Below are 16,149 nucleotides of genomic sequence, written 5' to 3'. Positions count from 1 at the left end.
AAACTCAAAGTAATGAAGAAACGTGCACAGTTACCAATACAAAAAACTTAAATCGGCTAAAAATAGCTAAAACGATAATAATAAGCATGCGCGTATGAGACAATACGCGCATTCACATCACACTAAACTGATTCGGTCAGTGGCACAGCACGATTTTCCAATAACACAGGGATACCTTCAGTGATCGGATAAGCAAGTTTATCTGCCTTACAAATCAACTGCTGCGTCGTTTTATCGTACTCAAGTTTTCCCTTACACACAGGGCAAGCCACTATATCTAACAATTTTTTATCGAATGCCATGGAAGTTTCCTTATTTAGCTGCAGCCACTTCACGAAGACGTGCGAGCAGCTGTTCATCAAATTGTGGGGATAGCTTGGCATCGACCGCCAAATACCACCAGTTTTCTTGTGCAAAATCGCGACATTTAACCGCATCTTTTTCTGTCATCAACAGTGGCAAGCGTTGGGCTAAATCACCTAACTGGGTTTTATCGTAGGCCTGATGGTCATCAAAACCATGGCAGAAGGCCAGTTGATAGCCTTGTGCGCGCAACGATTCAAAGAAACGCGCTGGATTACCTATGCCCGCCATCGCAACGAGCGGCAAAGACTTATCGAAAGTATATTCACCAGACGTCGCATCACATTTAACAGGCTTCACTGCCGTAGGTGTCAGTTGCATTTCGAACTGCCCTTTTGCCGCTGGGCCGCCATTACTAACGATAAAATCCACGGTATCGAGACGCCACGCGCCTTCACGCAATGGACCTGCTGGCAATAGCAAGCCATTGCCTAAACCGCGCTGACCATCAATCACCACCAGCTCAATATCGCGTGCCAGAGCATAATGCTGTAGGCCATCGTCACAGATGATGACATCAACACCAAACTCAGCAATAAGCGCATTAGCCGCATCGACCCGTTTAGCACCAACCACCATGGGCACTTGAGTACGCGCCACTATCATGGCAGGTTCATCACCCACCTCTGCCGCACTTGCACCTAAGCAAACCGATTTAACGCCTTGAATATCAACACCGTAACCACGACTGATCACACCGGGGTGAAATCCATGTTGGCGCAGTAATTCAATCAGATAAATCACAGTTGGCGTCTTACCGCTGCCACCGACGGTAATATTACCGACGACGATGACAGGTACAGGCATTGCAGTTTGTGATTTCATCCCGAGGTGAAACAAAGCGCGGCGCACATAAGTGATAACCGCGAATAAGCCAGATAAAGGTAACAAGAGCCATCGCAGTGGATGGCCCTGATACCAAATTTTATTCACTAAGGCCTGCATCTAACTACCAAATTGCATTTGGTATAATTTGGCGTACATACCATCTAATTCCAATAGTGTTTGGTGCGTCCCGCGCTCGACGATACGCCCCTGATCGACCACTAAAATCTGATCGGCACTTTCGATGGTCGACAACCTGTGGGCGATCACTACAGATGTGCGGTTTTGTCTGAGGTTATCTAACCCTTTTTGAATGGCTTTTTCTGACTCAGTATCCAGTGCGGAGGTCGCTTCATCGAGGATCAACACAGGCGCATCACGTAGCATAGCGCGCGCAATCGCAATCCGCTGCCTTTGACCACCGGACAATAACACACCATTCTCACCCACTTGGGTATCAAGGCCTTGGGGCAGCTGATCAATAAACTCCATCGCATAGGCCAAGGTCGCAGCTTCAATGATCTGCTCACGAGTGGCTTCACCTGGGTAGGCGTAAGCGATGTTATTGGCTATCGTGTCATTGAACAAAGTCACCTGTTGCGATACCAGTGCCACTTGATTACGCAGCGATTTTAGCGAGTAATCGTAGATGCTGACGTCATCAAGCAGAATATCGCCGGATTCAAGGCCCGTATAAAAACGGGTCACTAAACTCGCAATAGTCGACTTACCTGAGCCAGAACGTCCAACTAAGGCTAAGGTTTGTCCAGGTTTGACTTCAAAATCGACATTCTCAAGTGCACGACGATCTTGGCTGTCATAGGTAAAACACACATTATCAAAACGTAAATGCCCCTTAGCACGCTCGACAGTATAAGTTCCCGTATCGGACTCAGGCAGCGTATCCAGTAATTCAAACACTGTGGTACAAGCCGCAATACCCCGTTGAAATTCGGCATTCACTCGGGTTAAGTTTTTGATGGGTTGTAACATGGCCATCATGGCACCAAGAATCGTCGCGAAAGTACCCGCGGTAAGATCGGCTTTCATGCTGTCTAAGCTTGCCGCATAAAGTACAAAGGCTAAGGCGAATGAACCAATAATCATGATCAGAGGCTGACTAATGGCTTGTGCCACAGCTAACTTCATATTTTGATGGCGGTTTTGATCGTTTACTTTAGCAAAACGGGTTGCTTCGGTTTCCTGTCCACCAAAGGCCAATACGTTTTTATGGCCTTTAATCATTTGCTCCGTAGTCGCACTCACCCCGCCCATGGCGGTTTGAATTTGCTTAGAGACCTTGCGGAAACGACGACTAACCACCGCAATGACCATGCCCATGATAGGACCAATCACAAGAATACAGAGGGATAGCTTCCAAGAGTTATAGAACATCAGCACCAGCATACCAAACACAGTCACACTATCGCGGACGATGGAAATCAAAGCACTTCCCGATGCTCGAGCGATTTGCTCAGTATCAAAAGTCACTTTTGAGATCAAGTTACCGGTATTTTCCTTATCCATATAACTGACAGGCAGGCTCAGATAATGCTCAAACACTTGCTGACGCATGTCCATGATCAAACGTGCACTCATATATGAAATGCCGTAAGTCGAAACAAAGTTAGCAAAGCCACGTAGGGAAAACATAACGATAACCACAAGCGGCGCCATCATAAGCACGTCGTTGTTTGCGTGAAAACCTTCACTGGTTGGCAATGCTATGCCGTTGGTCACCGCAGCAGGTGCGCCGCCGGAGAAACCCTTATCAATAAAGGGGCCGATGAAAGCGATAAAGGCGGCATCGACGAGACCATAAATAATTAATCCCGCAACTGAAAGCATAAACATGCCTTTCATCTGTTTTATATAGCCCAGTAATCGTTTGAAAACTGTCCACATTTCGTCTTTAGGAGATGTTGTCATTGATAACACTAAATTATGGCAAAGTAGGCATTCTACTCTGGATTAATCAAGTCACCAAATCTAAACAGAGAGTTGTACCAAAATGGCGCTAAATCACCACGATAGGTCTTAACCTCTCGCTCAGACTGCTGAAAAATCACACTAATCTGCCCTTCTATACCTGTAGTTAGGCCCATAATCTCCCGTTGCTGATACCGTTCAACCACTGTGGATTTTGGAAATCCCCAGCGATTAGCAAAACCAGCAGGAAACAAGACTAACTTGGGGGCAACAGCATCAATAAAGGCTTCAGTTGACGAGGTTTTACTGCCGTGGTGGGGCGCAACGAGCACTTCACTTTGTAACTCATACTCACCACTTAGGGCACGACTTAATAGCGAAGTTTCGATTTGCTTTTCGATATCCCCCGTAAGCAGTAGACTCTGCCAGTCATCATCAATGCGTATGACACAGGAACCGTTATTACCCGCTAACGCTTGAGGCGGAGAAAGCAAATTCAAGCTCAGCCCTTGCCATTGAATCTGCTTTGGACGGCAATCTTGGCCGCTCAAGCCAGCCACGTCTGTGATCACTAAAGCCTTAGGGTAAGCCTCAATCAAAACAGGGGCACCACCGGCATGATCGTTATCGCTATGGCTGATAACAATATAATCAATCTCTTGAATGCCTTTAGCTTTTAGGAAAGGTAATATCACCCGCTCCGCATAACTAAAGTCATCACCAAAGGCGGCACCGGTGTCGTAAACCAGCCCTCTACCATTCTTTTCAATAACCACAGCTAAACCTTGGCCCACATCCAGTAAATGCATAGCCCATCGATTATTTTGAAAGGGTGACCACAGCGTAATACAGAAAAGCAAAGTGGGAATAAACAGTAAACTCAGCAGGCTTAACCAAGAAGTATAATTTTTATTTTTAGGCACATAGCGCCATAACACACCACCGATGAGCGCGTATAACCCCAAGGCTAATATCGTATCTGAAAGCGCTAACCAATGGGCTGGCAATTGCTGGCTTATGTCTAGCAACTGCGCATAGGGTGATAAACTCCAATCACTTAGGCGAAGCAGTCCCAACCAAGAGAACCCAAACGCAGTTCCAAACCACCAGCATATAAATCCCGCCATGGCTAATGGGATAACAACAAAACTAAACCATGGCACAGCTAGGATATTCATCCACAAGCTGTGTAAACTCACACCACCAAAGAGTGCTCCTTGCAGTAATCCAAGCCCAAGGCTCAAGCGCCACTGGATGGCCCAAAATTGCAAAAGCCCCGCACCTACACGCGTCCTTCGAGACGACACAGCCGTAAACTCTTTGGGCTGGATGACTAAGGTATATAAAATCACCCCTAAAGCACAAAACGACAGCCAAAATCCCGCACTTAAACAAGCAAGCGGGTCGAGTAACAATACGACAAACAATGCAAACAGCAAGCGCTCCCACGCAGTAGAAAATCGCTTTAATAAACTCAGTAGCATTAACAGTAAAATCATCATGAGTGCACGCTGAGTCGACACACCAAAGCCTGCAAGATATGCATAAAATGCGGCGCCTATACCTGCCGCGACTAACGCAAAAGTCATATTACGTCGACTCTGATGTGACACAAAACGACTCAATCCAAACAAAAGGCAAGCGTATACCCATGCCGCAACAACGGAGAGGTGCAAACCGGAAATCGCCACTAAATGGCCAGTGCCAGTCTGCCTTAGTGCTTGCCAACGAGCTTGTGAGATCAAATGCTTATCCCCCAAAAGCAAGGCGAGTAAAATGTCACCTTGAGGTAAAGAGGCTAATTCAGGTGTCAATGCGCTTATGAGGTCATTACGCAATGAAGGCGAAACCGCAAGTAACTGCGCCTCAATCACTCGTCCTTTACCGACAACATGTTGACTGATTAATTGTTTTTGTTCGTTGTAGCCGCCTTGATTTAGCACGCTAGCAATGCTCTTAGGTGTCAACGTAAACAGCCAAACCTGACCCACATCGACTTCTGGCGGATCTTTCCACGTGAGTCGCAATTTTGCGTTTGGCCCTAAGATTAAATTTGGTTTAATGAGCGATATATCCAAACTTAGCCAGTCGCTGTTTCGACTAACTAGTGATATGATTTCGCCCCTTACCTGTATAGGTTGTTGTAACACTGGCAAATCCTGCCTAGATAATCCTAAGCAAAAACCAGTTAGCCATGCTACCGCAAAGAGCCCACCTGCACAGACAGGGATTTTTCGGTGTAAGATTAACGCCCCAACAACAAGGTAGGGTATGTAACTGACTGGCGGCAGCGAAGGCCATAACATCGCTGATAACAAGATGGCACTAAAGCCAAACATGAATCGATTCATAGTGAATTAAGTTAAGACAGCAATTTCAGCATATGCCAAAAAAATTAATTAAAAGATTTATGCCTAAGCCTGAAACCTTGCGTGAGCATAAACACTTACGCATGTTCGGACGCTTGTTACATAATCCCAATCTATGGGCACTTAATCGAAAATCCGCCCCAGGCGCATTTGCCGTAGGGTTATTTGTCGCTTGGATCCCCATGCCATTTCAGATGGTTGTTGCAGCGGCTTTTGCCATTCTATTTAACGTTAATATTCCAGTTTCAGTTGCATTAGTATGGATAACCAATCCCTTAACTATGCCAGTGATGTTTTATGGGGCGTATTTGCTCGGTGCTAAAATACTCGGCCATGCTCCGCAAGATTTTGCCTTCGAAGCAAGTTGGCAATGGATTGAAGCATCGCTTGCGACCATAGGTCCGGCATTCTTACTCGGGTGTCTCGTGCTAGGAGTGGTTTTTTCCGCTGTCGGTTATTTGCTGATTAATAATCTGTGGAAATATTCAATTATGTTTAAGTGGCAGAAACGCAAGAATAAATAATCTTTTATATTCAAACCGCTTATGTTGGTACAACGATTGAGTCGAGGTAACAGCATAAGCGGATTAGCACATTCGCTCTCGCTTCCCTTTTGTTCATCATATAAATCACCTTCTACATACAACCACGTTAACTCCACTTTGCGCCGAATTTAAGATCGTACATATCTGTGAATTAAATCACACAGCGGCACCTAGCTTTTCCCTAAAAACAGATTTTTGCTGTTACTATTTATAAAAACATCAAGTAGGGAATATCCATGCCTTTTTATCATCAATATGGTTCTAAAAGCCTCAAAGCCGTTGAACACTTAGTCCTATTTATTATTGCCATTGCCACCGTTGTCGCAATAGGCCAAGAAATTGTGCATATCATCTCTGTACGTATGGTCGCACTGGCCGATTTACTCTTGTTATTTATTTTCTTAGAAGTATTAGCCATGGTGGCTAACTACTATGAATCCGGTAAGTTACCAGTACGTATGCCGCTTTATATTGCGATTGTCGCCTTGGCCCGTTACCTAATCTTAGATATGAAGAGCATGGAAGACTGGCGTATCGCAGCAATATCATTATCGACGCTAATTTTAGCGGCAACCGTGATTGTGATTCGTTGGGGTCAATTAAAAATGCCTTATCCAAAAAATCAAGAATACGACAATTAATCAAATACCTGAGTTGGTGCTATTGAAACCTAAATCAATGGCACCTGCTGTTCTCGTTTTAAAACTATTATCAAAGACCTAGCTTTCACATTGGTATTCTGCCAAAAAGCAATTATGCTAGTTTTACTTAGATCAATAATTTACGGGGCAATTGAGTTATGGGTGACCATACTACTGGTTTTGAAGAAAAACGCACATCGCTGCGAGTCGACATGGAAGCAGAGCGCGTGGTCTTGAATTGGATCGACACTCAAGGCATGAAGCAAACAGATGAAGGTGTGTGTATCGACTTAGCAAGACGCGGCATTTTATTCGATTATAAAAATCCGTTTGCACTCGGGGAACTCATCGAAGTGACCTTTAATCCCAATTCAACCCAACAAAATACCGTTAAAGGACAAGTCTGCCGTTGCGCGAGATGCCATGACCAAAGCTACCACATTGCTATGCAACTGCTTTAATTTAACTTAAATTTCGCAGCTTTAATGGCTCTGTTCTACACTCAATGAATTAAACAATTCATTAAGGGGCGTCAGTATGATCTTGCTGGTAGGTGGTGAAAAAGGTGGTAGCGGAAAAAGTTGTCTCGCTCAAAATCTTGCCGTTTATATTAAGCAAAAATTTCAGGCAAACGTCCTCATGGTCGATTGTGATCCCCAACGCACGACTTCAGATTGGATCCAAGCAAGAAATAATGATCCAAGCCTCCCAAGTATTAATTGCATCCAACTTTACGGCAAGATTCGTAATGATTTACTCAGCCTCAATGAGCGTTTTGACTACGTAATTGTAGATTGTGGTGGCCAAGATAACTTAGCCATGCGCGCAGCTATGTCTGTAGCGACTTATGTTGTGATCCCCCTCAGACCCAAAAGACGCGATCTCAAAACATTACCCCACATGGAAGACATGCTAAGTACGTGTAAGATGGTGAATCCTAAAATGATCGCGACTATAGTGCTAACCCAATGTCCAGCGCTTCCTACACAGTTTAAACGCATTTTAGAAGCCAAAGATGTGGTGCAATCCTTTGGACTAAGAGTGCTAAATTCAGTTACATTTTGCCGAAATATTTATGATGACAGTGAAGAAAGAGGCTCTTCAGTCGTCGAAATAGAACCCGATGGGAAAGCAGCCGATGAGATCCGCGCCATAGCGGATGAGTTATTCGCAATGCCACCAGAAAATAGCTATGAGCTTAACTGATCTTAAACGTAAGAAACCTAAGCAAATCATCAAGCCGGTTTCTGTCGATGATTTCATTGAAGATGCCAATAACTACGCCTTAGGTAAGGCGAGTTTATTAGCTGCGCCCACCACACACACCATAGTTAAGGGCTTAGATAAAAAATCGACTAAGATTTATCGCCACGCGACCTTTACCCTCACTGAAAACAGCATTTCTCAGCTTGACGCCCTATCGAAATCCACCAATATTGCAAAATCTCGATTACTGCGTATTTTGATCAATGAATTTACCCAACTCACCCCCGCACAGCAGGAGCAAATTGCAAATAAGCGCCACGATGAAACCTGAGCTTCAACAAACCGATTACACGTCTAAGTGACTAAAAACTAATCAACGAAATAAAATGAGTACGCTATGTCACTGTGTATTATACCAATCACATTAAATAGTTAGTCAGTTCAGAGCCTCACTGGCATCTCAATCCAAGGCGCATTGACGCAGAAATGGTCATTCCCTATTAAGTCAATGCAACACCAGAGTGGAATGCCTGTGTGGCTCCCGAAGGGCGGCTGATGTTAACTACATGGCAACGCCCTTTATACTGCGTTTAAGGCTTTTGACAGAGCACCACTATGCCTTCAAGCCTTCGCCTTGTCTAAAGCGCTTTGAGCTCCCGCTGAATGAACAGATATTTAATACGATGGGTATTAATGCCCACACTTTCGCCCAGCTACAAGTTGAATACCTTGGGACGTATCGTAAAACTTACCTTTACCTATGAGTAACTCAATTAATGCTTCGGCACTCAAATCAGTTGCACTACAAGTATGGTATCGAGCCGCCGAGCCAAACTTTTGCTCCATCATGGAAATTAATTCAGGCTTTATAATAGCGGCCCCTTGAGCTACCATCAGCGCCATAACATCATGACCGTGAACAGAATTGGACATATGTCCTCCTAAAGATGCAATATTATTGTTCTTTATATCCTAACGGTTAAATTCGAACCCTGATCTCGCGCACAAACTTTCAAATGGGGACGACTGCGCCGACATCTGTGACGATAATGTGAGCCATTATGTCTTTGATCCTATTACTGACCCAACAGATGTCGCTGTACTTAGTGATCGTTTACTTAGTCAGTAAAACACCACTGTTTAAACTGTTTGCCGAAACGTCTCCTCGTCTGCCACATAAGATTTTTATGTATCTGATTTTTTCGAGTTTCTGCATCATGGCCACTTATTTTGGTGAGCAAACCTCGGGAGCGATTGCCAACACTCGTGCTATGGGCGCAGTTTTGGGCGGATTATTAGGAGGACCCGTTACTGGTTTTCTGGTGGGACTAACTGGTGGGCTCCACCGCTACAGTATGGGCGGTTTTACTGATATAGCCTGCGCCATCTCCACCACCTTAGAAGGCTTATCCGCTGGGATGATAAGCTTCTACTTAAGACGCGCAGATAAAAGTGAGCTCATCTACAATCCATTACTCGTTTGCCTAGTGACTTTTTATGCTGAAATGATGCAAATGAGCATCATACTTTTGGTCGCACGCCCCTTCGATGATGCATGGGAATTAGTACGTCAAATCGCGCCGCCCATGTTGTTAGTGAACTCCGTGGGAGCGGCACTCTTTATGAGCATGATCCGTGACCAAAAAACCATGTTTGATAAACTCTCATCGAGCTTTTCGACTAAGGCATTAAAAATTGCCGAACGCAGTGTCGGATTACTATCCAAAGGATTTAACGAAGAAAGTAGTAGTCATGTCGCCCAAATCGTCATCGAAGAAACCAATGTGGGTGCAGTGGCCATCACGGACAGGGAAAAACTGTTAGCCTTTATTGGCATAGGCGCCGATCACCATCTCCCTGGTACACCGATTTCGTCCAAAATCACCTTAGAAGCCATCAATCAAAATAAGGTCATGTTCGCCGATGGCGTTGAAACGCCCTATGCATGCTCTATTTCATCTCATTGCCGTCTAGGGTCAAGTCTAGTGATCCCGCTGCGCAGTGATACTGAAGTCATTGGCACGATTAAACTCTATGAGCCTAAGAATAAACTTTTTTTGAATATCAACCGTACTTTAGGTGAAGGTATTGCCCGCCTATTATCAAACCAAATTCTTTATGGCCGGTTTGAGCAACAGCAAAATCTACTGACTCAAGCCGAACTTAAATTGCTACAGGCTCAGGTCAATCCGCACTTTTTATTTAATGCACTGAATACCATTAGCGCGATTATCAAACGTGATCCTGATATGTCTAAGCAGCTACTGCAGCAGTTATCGCAATTTTTACGGATCAATTTAAAGCGAACGACAGGCTTAGTGACGCTTGGGGATGAACTAGATCACATAGCGTCCTATCTCACCATTGAAAAAGCGCGTTTTATTGATAAATTACAAGTCAGTATCGCGATACCTGAATCACTCTACCACTGTAAAGTTCCCGCCTTTACCCTGCAGCCAATTATTGAGAATGCCGTAAAGCACGGCACTTCGCACATGATTGAGCAAGGGCAGATTAAAGTGACTGGCAAGCTCGAAAATGATGTGCTGGAGCTAGAAGTCACAGACAATGCCGGGTTGTATCAGCCCATTGAGGGATCAGAAGGCCTAGGGATGAACTTAGTGCATAAGCGAATTCAAAATATTTTTGGCGAACAATACGGCGTGACAGTGGAATGCGAGCCCGATCAATTGACTCGTGTCACCATAAGATTGCCCATAGAAAGCCCTGAAACATCAAATATGGATAACCGCACGTGATCAATTGTTTAATTGTCGATGATGAGCTGTTTGCTCGTGAAGAATTAGCTGACCTTTTGGGGCAAGAACACGACATCCAAATCGTCGGTCAATGCGCCAATGCTATTGAAGCATTACAGAGCATAACCAAAGAAAAACCTCAGTTAATCTTTCTTGATATCCAAATGCCACGCATTTCGGGCATGGAACTTATTGCAATGCTCGACCCCGATGACATGCCGAAAATCGTGTTTGTCACCGCCTACGACGAGTTTGCCGTCAAAGCCTTCGACAATCATGCCTTCGATTATTTACTCAAACCCATAGATGCCGACAGACTCAGTAAAACCCTCACTCGTGTGCGTAAAAATCTAACGCCTCAGGCTATGGACTCTATTACCCCAAAGAGTCTTGAACATATTCCCTGCTACAGCGGCAATAAACTCAAAGTCATTGCAATCCAAGATGTGGAATATGTGTTCAGTGACTTAAGCGGCATCCATGTGGCCAGCACGAAAGGCAAAGTCCATACCCAGTTGACCTTGAAAGTGTTCGAAGAAAAAACCCCACTGGTGCGCTGCCATCGGCAGTATTTGATTTCACCTAAGGCGATTGCTGAAATTGAGCTGTTAGATACAGGGGCAGAAGTCACCACTCATTTAGGCGATAAAGTCCCCGTATCACGCCGCTATCTTAAAAGCCTTAAACAGCTATTTGGCTTTCAATAAACACAATTAAAAAGTCATCTTAGCGACGTATTTTTAGCCATAAGATAGCCAACAACACTCACCGTTAACATACAATGGTAACCACTTAAGCTCACCTATTGCCGCTCACACTGCATTTTCGACCACTCATTGAGATTACAAAGTTTTATATCAACAACTTGTTTACACTCACCAGAACTCAAATGGGGAGATAACAAAAATGATGTGGTTCCTACTCTGTGTCGGTCTACTGATCGGCGGCTACTTTATCTACGGCGCTTTTGTCGAGAAAGTCTTCGGCATTAACGCTAATCGTCAAACACCCGCTTTCAGTCAAACTGATGGCGTCGACTTTGTGCCTATGTCTAAAGGCAAAGTCTATTTAATTCAATTATTAAACATTGCAGGCGTAGGCCCAATTTTTGGTCCTATCTTAGGTGCACTCTATGGTCCTGCAGCCATGTTGTGGATTGTGGTTGGCTGTATCTTTGCAGGTGCAGTACATGACTACTTCTCCGGTATGTTGTCAGTACGCAATGGCGGTCAATCCGTGCCAAACCTTGCGGGTAAGTATTTAGGTAAGAGCGCCAAACACTTCATGAACGTGTTTGCTATTGTGCTGTTACTGCTCGTCGGTGTGGTCTTTATCTCTGCGCCTGCAGGCTTACTTGGCAAGCTTACTGGCTGGGATGTCAGTATCTTCGTTGGTATAATCTTCGTCTATTACCTGATTGCAACTGTGGTACCTGTCGATAAAATTATCGGTCGTCTGTACCCCTTCTTTGGCGCTTTATTGTTCTTCATGTCGTTTGGTTTAGCTTTCGCAATTATGCTATCAAGCGAGCATACCTTACTGCCTAACGTACAAGCGGGCGATTTCTTCCAAAACTTAAATCCGAACGACATGCCACTTTGGCCTGCCCTATTCATCACTATTGCCTGTGGTGCAGTATCGGGTTTCCATGCTACTCAATCACCGTTAATGGCCCGTTGCGTTGAAAACGAGACTAATGGTCGCTTCGTCTTCTTTGGCGCCATGATTGGCGAAGGCATTATCGCATTGCTTTGGTGTGCCATCGCGTTGTCTTACTTTGGCGGAGTAGAAGGGTTAAGTGCGGGTATGTCAGGTAACCCTGCCAACGTCGTCTATGAGGCCTCTACCGGTCTGTTAGGCGCTATCGGTGGCTTTATGGCTATCCTAGGAGTGATTATTCTGCCGATTACCTCAGGCGATACGGCTTTCCGCTCTGCGCGTTTGATTCTGGCTGAATTTTTCAATATGCCACAAATCTCACTACCAAAGCGCTTAGTGTTAGCTCTCCCACTGTTTGTTATCGGCGGCATATTGACCCAAGTGGACTTTGGTGTGATTTGGCGCTACTTCGGTGTAGCAAATCAAGCCACTGCAGTATTAATGCTGTGGACGGCTTCGGCTTACCTGCTACGACATAACAAACTGCATTGGATTGCGACAATTCCAGCGATGTTTATGACCACTGTGGTAATCACCTTCCTACTGAACTCGTCAACCTTAGGCGCAGGTTTACCTATGACGGTATCAACCATAGCGGGCATAGTCACAACCTTAGTGATTACAGCACTCTTGATTGTGAAAACCAAAGGTAAAGGCGAAATTGATTTGCCGGTTGAAACTGAGCTTAAAGAGCCAGTCAAAGACTAGTCAAACAGTCCAAATGACCAACCTAAAACAGGCGCTTTATTGCGCCTGTTTTGATCATACTGCTCCACCAATAACAGCTATCACAGGTTTGAACTAGCAAGGTATTCAAGCTTGAGTCGATACCATTCCACACTGTATCAGGCATACAAAACTGCTATACTCCCACCATAGCACATTGCAACATGCATAATATGAATCAATCGAATAACCCGCTCCACGGCATTAAACTGGAAACGATCATCACTTATTTAGTCGAGAAATACGGCTGGGAAGAATTAGGTGAAAGAATTAATATCCGCTGTTTTACCCACGATCCCAGCATCAAATCCAGTTTACGTTTTTTGAGAAAAACAGAGTGGGCGCGGGATAAAGTCGAATATCTTTATTTAAGAGCCAATAAATTACCCTTGCCGCCACCCAAAGCAGACTCTAGTCAAACGGCTAAGAAGCCTGCGGCAAAAATTGCGACTAAAAAGCCCACTCAAACCGCTCCTGAAAAGCCGACTAAAAGCGATAAACCTAACACAGATGACAAAGTAAATTGCCATATTTGGGGTAACAGTTAGTCTTTGCCCTCTGCAGCCATAAAACGTGAACAGCCCTCACTTAAGGGCTATATTGTTAGAATGAATCAATAACTCATCGATTTTTCACTAACCCAAACCTTTAATTTAATTGTGACTAATAGCGTTTACTAAGAGGCTGTGAGCCATGAAGAAACACTCTTTTTGGCCGAGCGACAAAAAGTGACTTCAGTTTTCAAATTGATGGCCGATAAAAGTGTAGCATCATCCAAATTTGCATGAATGGAGTGTTGAATGAACATTAATGGAATAAACAATAACGCAACTGGCTCAGGTTTCACCACCGTATCAGGCGCATATATCGCAGCGACACCAGTTGCAACAAAAACACCAACAGCGAATAGTGAGTCTGCTGGCTCACAAGATACCCAAGACACAGTCTCCATTTCTAATGCGGGCCGCGCGGCTTTATCCAACGACTTTGGGGCCTCTTTGAGAGAAAAAGCATTAGCTAAAAAAAATGAAGCTGAAGTAACTCCAAAAGAAGAACCTAAAACATTAATTGATGAACAAATAGACAAAATAAAAGAAAAAATAAAAGAATTACAAGAAATATTATCCAAGCTCAAGGGAGATGACTCAGAAGCTGCAGATCAGCAACGTAAAATGCTGCAAGAACAAATAATGTTACTTAGTGGCCAAATCGCCACCTTGTTGGATAAAAAGATGCAAGATAGTAAAAAGTCAGATTAACTGAAACAGTATTCTACTAAACTAATACAAGACCAACCGACTATCGTTAACCCACTTAGATAGGAAAGCTAAACATTAAACGCCAAACATTGAGCCCATCGCCACGACGATAACTGAATCCGATGCGATCAACACTCAATAATTCACCGCCTAACGGCTTAGAAAACGCGAGGGAAAAACCGGCCTCATAACTGCCTGAAACTATGGTATCTTGCTCTATTTCGCTAATAAATCTAAGTTCATTGAAATACCAATAGCCTACGGCAAAGATCCTTGGTTGCACCTGCAGATCCCACCATTGCCAGCGTGGTGCTAACCCTAAATCAACACCTGTTTGTAGTACTGCAAATTGATCAGAAAACTTACCATAGTGCTCGCTGTACCCAGCAAAGCGTAATCTCGATACCCACACAGCATCCTGCCCTGCTAAGGTAAAGTCATACAAGCTACTAATCCCTGAGGCAATAATAGCAACGTTATCGTTTTTATCGAAGTTAGTGCCAAAACCGATATCTAAATACCCTTCCATTCTAGTATTTTCGCTCGCCTGCCAATGATGCTCAAAACCTGGGGTAACTGTCATAGTACCTATCGACGACGGCAACTCACCTTCAGTGATATCTTTGGCTAGATAATCAAAAAAGCCAAAGGAGGTAGGTAAACGTAACCAAGTTTGGCTACCGCTATCTTTCTTTAAGTCAAAAGTTAACGGAATGCTAACGACGGTGGCATTTTGGTTTGCAGCGCGGTAAACGCCAGTGCCAAGATAACTACCAAAGGCGTAAACGGAATTTGGATTAGTGCTAGTTTCTATCGGATTACTACCATTAGCATTACTATTAGGTGCATGATTGATAGAAAAGCTGGGAGCATCCGCTTGAGATGCAAATATGAATGTATTTGTAGCGGAAATACTATCGGCAAAGGTGGTAGAAATAACGCTCAGTAATGCCAAGCACATTAGCGATAAGCTTAATAGCAACCGACTGAAACAATGGCTCAATTGACTTAAACCTTCCTCATTTTTAACTCAATCGGTCGACTCATCATGATGACAAAACTACTTATTTTCATCCATAAAATGATATTCAGACATCATGTGTCCAAGCTCAGTGGATTTAGTTTTTAAGTACGCTTCGTTATAACGATTTTTACCAACTTGCAGCGGTACGCGCTCAACCACTTCGATGCCAAACTCCTTCATCGCTTTCACTTTACGCGGATTATTGGTCATCAAACGCACATGCTTCACCCCTATCTGTTCCAGCATAGGCTTGATCATGTCGTATTTACGCATATCCGCTTCGAAACCGAGTTGCTCATTGGCTTCAACCGTGTTGGCGCCTTTATCTTGCAGCTCATAGGCGCGAATTTTATTCAGCAAACCAATGCCACGGCCTTCTTGGCGTAAATAGAGGATAAAGCCACTGCCCGTTTCCGCAATATTTTGCATGGCAGCTTGTAACTGAAAACCACAGTCACAACGCAAGCTAAATAAAGCATCGCCGGTTAAACACTCGGAATGAATACGGCCCAACACAGGTTCATCCGCACTGAGCGTACCGAATGTGAGCGCAACATGCTCTTTACCTGATTCGGTATCTTCAAAACCATGCATGGCAAACACGCCCCAAGGAGTGGGTAACTTTGACGTCGCGACATATTTTATCGACATACTTAACCTTAACGACAACTCTCATTCCATGAGACGAATAAGATCCCTAGAAACAAAACGAGGATTAGGCACTTAGCCAACTAAGCGCACTATTCTAAAGTGTTTTCGAACAATCCAGAAATACTTTAGTGTTTTAATCAACTAAACCAAACATGAATGTCTTTTCGATGGGCAGCACGAAGGAATGGATTAA

Annotated in this window: 18 protein-coding genes; 11 read left to right on the top strand and 7 right to left on the bottom strand. The window is 44.2% G+C overall.

Going from position 1 to position 16,149, the window contains the following annotated elements; translation table 11 throughout:
* Nucleotides 1-122: 122 nt before the first annotated feature.
* Genes L5L97_RS09035 through L5L97_RS09020 form a run of 4 tightly spaced genes read right to left on the bottom strand, consistent with a single transcriptional unit; the run spans nucleotide 123 to nucleotide 5,468 of the window.
* Nucleotides 123-302: a Trm112 family protein gene (locus tag L5L97_RS09035; RefSeq protein WP_006081200.1), complete on the bottom strand. Its 180-nt coding sequence runs from the start codon at nucleotides 300-302 to the stop codon at nucleotides 123-125.
* 10 nt (nucleotides 303-312) lie between these two features.
* Entirely contained in the window at nucleotides 313-1,308 is a 996-nt protein-coding gene (gene lpxK, locus L5L97_RS09030; RefSeq protein WP_263180077.1) for a tetraacyldisaccharide 4'-kinase, read from the bottom strand.
* Nucleotides 1,309-3,117 (bottom strand): lipid A export permease/ATP-binding protein MsbA, encoded by a 1,809-nt coding sequence (msbA, locus tag L5L97_RS09025; protein WP_219252834.1) that lies wholly within the window; start codon nucleotides 3,115-3,117, stop codon nucleotides 1,309-1,311.
* A gap of 32 nt (nucleotides 3,118-3,149) precedes the next feature.
* Nucleotides 3,150-5,468: a DNA internalization-related competence protein ComEC/Rec2 gene (locus L5L97_RS09020; RefSeq protein ID WP_263181091.1), complete on the bottom strand. Its 2,319-nt coding sequence runs from the start codon at nucleotides 5,466-5,468 to the stop codon at nucleotides 3,150-3,152.
* A gap of 32 nt (nucleotides 5,469-5,500) precedes the next feature.
* On the opposite strand from L5L97_RS09020, the gene L5L97_RS09015 reads away from it, so the two are divergent.
* From L5L97_RS09015 to L5L97_RS08990, 6 genes are all read left to right on the top strand, one after another.
* Nucleotides 5,501-6,010, top strand: coding sequence for a DUF2062 domain-containing protein (locus L5L97_RS09015; protein ID WP_028760402.1), 510 nt, complete (start codon nucleotides 5,501-5,503; stop codon nucleotides 6,008-6,010).
* A gap of 257 nt (nucleotides 6,011-6,267) precedes the next feature.
* Complete coding sequence (locus L5L97_RS09010) at nucleotides 6,268-6,672, top strand: phosphate-starvation-inducible protein PsiE (protein ID WP_028760403.1); 405 nt, start codon at nucleotides 6,268-6,270, stop codon at nucleotides 6,670-6,672.
* Between the two features lie 158 nt (nucleotides 6,673-6,830).
* On the top strand, nucleotides 6,831-7,133 hold the full coding sequence (locus L5L97_RS09005) for a PilZ domain-containing protein (protein ID WP_105252894.1): 303 nt from the start codon (nucleotides 6,831-6,833) through the stop codon (nucleotides 7,131-7,133).
* A gap of 76 nt (nucleotides 7,134-7,209) precedes the next feature.
* Complete coding sequence (locus L5L97_RS09000; RefSeq protein WP_028760405.1) at nucleotides 7,210-7,878, top strand: AAA family ATPase; 669 nt, start codon at nucleotides 7,210-7,212, stop codon at nucleotides 7,876-7,878.
* Nucleotides 7,865-8,209 carry a replication protein RepA gene (locus L5L97_RS08995; RefSeq protein WP_105252895.1) on the top strand — a complete coding sequence of 115 codons (345 nt, stop codon included), beginning with the start codon at nucleotides 7,865-7,867 and terminating at the stop codon, nucleotides 8,207-8,209. Before L5L97_RS09000 ends, L5L97_RS08995 begins: the two co-directional genes overlap by 14 nt.
* Before the next feature lie 235 nt (nucleotides 8,210-8,444).
* Nucleotides 8,445-8,642 carry a hypothetical protein gene (locus L5L97_RS08990; protein ID WP_263181092.1) on the top strand — a complete coding sequence of 66 codons (198 nt, stop codon included), beginning with the start codon at nucleotides 8,445-8,447 and terminating at the stop codon, nucleotides 8,640-8,642.
* On the opposite strand, the gene L5L97_RS08985 is transcribed toward L5L97_RS08990, so the two are convergent.
* Complete coding sequence (locus L5L97_RS08985) at nucleotides 8,569-8,811, bottom strand: YecH family metal-binding protein (protein ID WP_263181093.1); 243 nt, start codon at nucleotides 8,809-8,811, stop codon at nucleotides 8,569-8,571. The two genes, L5L97_RS08990 and L5L97_RS08985, sit on opposite strands and share 74 nt — an antisense overlap.
* A gap of 128 nt (nucleotides 8,812-8,939) precedes the next feature.
* On the opposite strand from L5L97_RS08985, the gene L5L97_RS08980 reads away from it, so the two are divergent.
* The 5 genes from L5L97_RS08980 (at nucleotide 8,940) to L5L97_RS08960 (ending at nucleotide 14,281) form a co-directional block, all read left to right on the top strand.
* A complete protein-coding gene (locus L5L97_RS08980; RefSeq protein ID WP_028760408.1) occupies nucleotides 8,940-10,637 on the top strand; it encodes a sensor histidine kinase in 1,698 nt (565 codons plus the stop codon).
* Nucleotides 10,634-11,344: a two-component system response regulator BtsR gene (gene btsR, locus L5L97_RS08975; RefSeq protein WP_263171093.1), complete on the top strand. Its 711-nt coding sequence runs from the start codon at nucleotides 10,634-10,636 to the stop codon at nucleotides 11,342-11,344. The genes L5L97_RS08980 and btsR overlap by 4 nt, the downstream gene beginning before the upstream one ends.
* A gap of 199 nt (nucleotides 11,345-11,543) precedes the next feature.
* Nucleotides 11,544-13,004, top strand: a complete 1,461-nt coding sequence (locus L5L97_RS08970; RefSeq protein WP_219252841.1) for a carbon starvation protein A — start codon at nucleotides 11,544-11,546, stop codon at nucleotides 13,002-13,004.
* A 182-nt stretch (nucleotides 13,005-13,186) separates the two neighbouring features.
* The gene (locus L5L97_RS08965) at nucleotides 13,187-13,570 is read left to right on the top strand and encodes a VF530 family protein (protein ID WP_263181094.1); all 384 of its coding nucleotides are present in this window, start codon (nucleotides 13,187-13,189) and stop codon (nucleotides 13,568-13,570) included.
* 252 nt (nucleotides 13,571-13,822) lie between these two features.
* The gene (locus L5L97_RS08960; protein WP_263181095.1) at nucleotides 13,823-14,281 is read left to right on the top strand and encodes a FlxA-like family protein; all 459 of its coding nucleotides are present in this window, start codon (nucleotides 13,823-13,825) and stop codon (nucleotides 14,279-14,281) included.
* 55 nt (nucleotides 14,282-14,336) lie between these two features.
* On the opposite strand, the gene L5L97_RS08955 is transcribed toward L5L97_RS08960, so the two are convergent.
* Together L5L97_RS08955 and ribA are read right to left on the bottom strand one after the other, a co-directional pair.
* Nucleotides 14,337-15,284, bottom strand: a complete 948-nt coding sequence (locus L5L97_RS08955) for a hypothetical protein (protein ID WP_263181096.1) — start codon at nucleotides 15,282-15,284, stop codon at nucleotides 14,337-14,339.
* A 57-nt stretch (nucleotides 15,285-15,341) separates the two neighbouring features.
* Nucleotides 15,342-15,956: a GTP cyclohydrolase II gene (ribA, locus tag L5L97_RS08950; RefSeq protein WP_006087423.1), complete on the bottom strand. Its 615-nt coding sequence runs from the start codon at nucleotides 15,954-15,956 to the stop codon at nucleotides 15,342-15,344.
* Nucleotides 15,957-16,149 lie beyond the last annotated feature (193 nt).

The sequence above is a fragment of the Shewanella sp. SM71 genome, assembly GCF_025653905.1.
GTDB classification, from domain to species: Bacteria; Pseudomonadota; Gammaproteobacteria; order Enterobacterales; family Shewanellaceae; genus Shewanella; species Shewanella oncorhynchi.
This window is presented reverse-complemented; position numbering and strand designations above follow the sequence as displayed.

What these genes read in the sequence shown, in the direction of transcription:
- L5L97_RS09015 (WP_028760402.1), top strand. Translation starts at nt 5,501, where the DNA reads ATGCCAAAAAAATTAATTAAAAGATTTATGCCTAAGCCTGAAACCTTG.
- L5L97_RS08965 (WP_263181094.1), top strand. Translation starts at nt 13,187, where the DNA reads ATGCATAATATGAATCAATCGAATAACCCGCTCCACGGCATTAAACTG.
- L5L97_RS09000 (WP_028760405.1), top strand. Translation starts at nt 7,210, where the DNA reads ATGATCTTGCTGGTAGGTGGTGAAAAAGGTGGTAGCGGAAAAAGTTGT.
- msbA (WP_219252834.1), bottom strand. Translation starts at nt 3,117, where the DNA reads ATGACAACATCTCCTAAAGACGAAATGTGGACAGTTTTCAAACGATTA.
- L5L97_RS08960 (WP_263181095.1), top strand. Translation starts at nt 13,823, where the DNA reads ATGAACATTAATGGAATAAACAATAACGCAACTGGCTCAGGTTTCACC.
- L5L97_RS09005 (WP_105252894.1), top strand. Translation starts at nt 6,831, where the DNA reads ATGGGTGACCATACTACTGGTTTTGAAGAAAAACGCACATCGCTGCGA.
- L5L97_RS09035 (WP_006081200.1), bottom strand. Translation starts at nt 302, where the DNA reads ATGGCATTCGATAAAAAATTGTTAGATATAGTGGCTTGCCCTGTGTGT.
- L5L97_RS09020 (WP_263181091.1), bottom strand. Translation starts at nt 5,468, where the DNA reads ATGAATCGATTCATGTTTGGCTTTAGTGCCATCTTGTTATCAGCGATG.
- ribA (WP_006087423.1), bottom strand. Translation starts at nt 15,956, where the DNA reads ATGTCGATAAAATATGTCGCGACGTCAAAGTTACCCACTCCTTGGGGC.
- L5L97_RS08985 (WP_263181093.1), bottom strand. Translation starts at nt 8,811, where the DNA reads ATGTCCAATTCTGTTCACGGTCATGATGTTATGGCGCTGATGGTAGCT.
- lpxK (WP_263180077.1), bottom strand. Translation starts at nt 1,308, where the DNA reads ATGCAGGCCTTAGTGAATAAAATTTGGTATCAGGGCCATCCACTGCGA.
- L5L97_RS08990 (WP_263181092.1), top strand. Translation starts at nt 8,445, where the DNA reads ATGGCAACGCCCTTTATACTGCGTTTAAGGCTTTTGACAGAGCACCAC.
- L5L97_RS08995 (WP_105252895.1), top strand. Translation starts at nt 7,865, where the DNA reads ATGAGCTTAACTGATCTTAAACGTAAGAAACCTAAGCAAATCATCAAG.
- L5L97_RS09010 (WP_028760403.1), top strand. Translation starts at nt 6,268, where the DNA reads ATGCCTTTTTATCATCAATATGGTTCTAAAAGCCTCAAAGCCGTTGAA.
- L5L97_RS08970 (WP_219252841.1), top strand. Translation starts at nt 11,544, where the DNA reads ATGATGTGGTTCCTACTCTGTGTCGGTCTACTGATCGGCGGCTACTTT.
- L5L97_RS08980 (WP_028760408.1), top strand. Translation starts at nt 8,940, where the DNA reads ATGTCTTTGATCCTATTACTGACCCAACAGATGTCGCTGTACTTAGTG.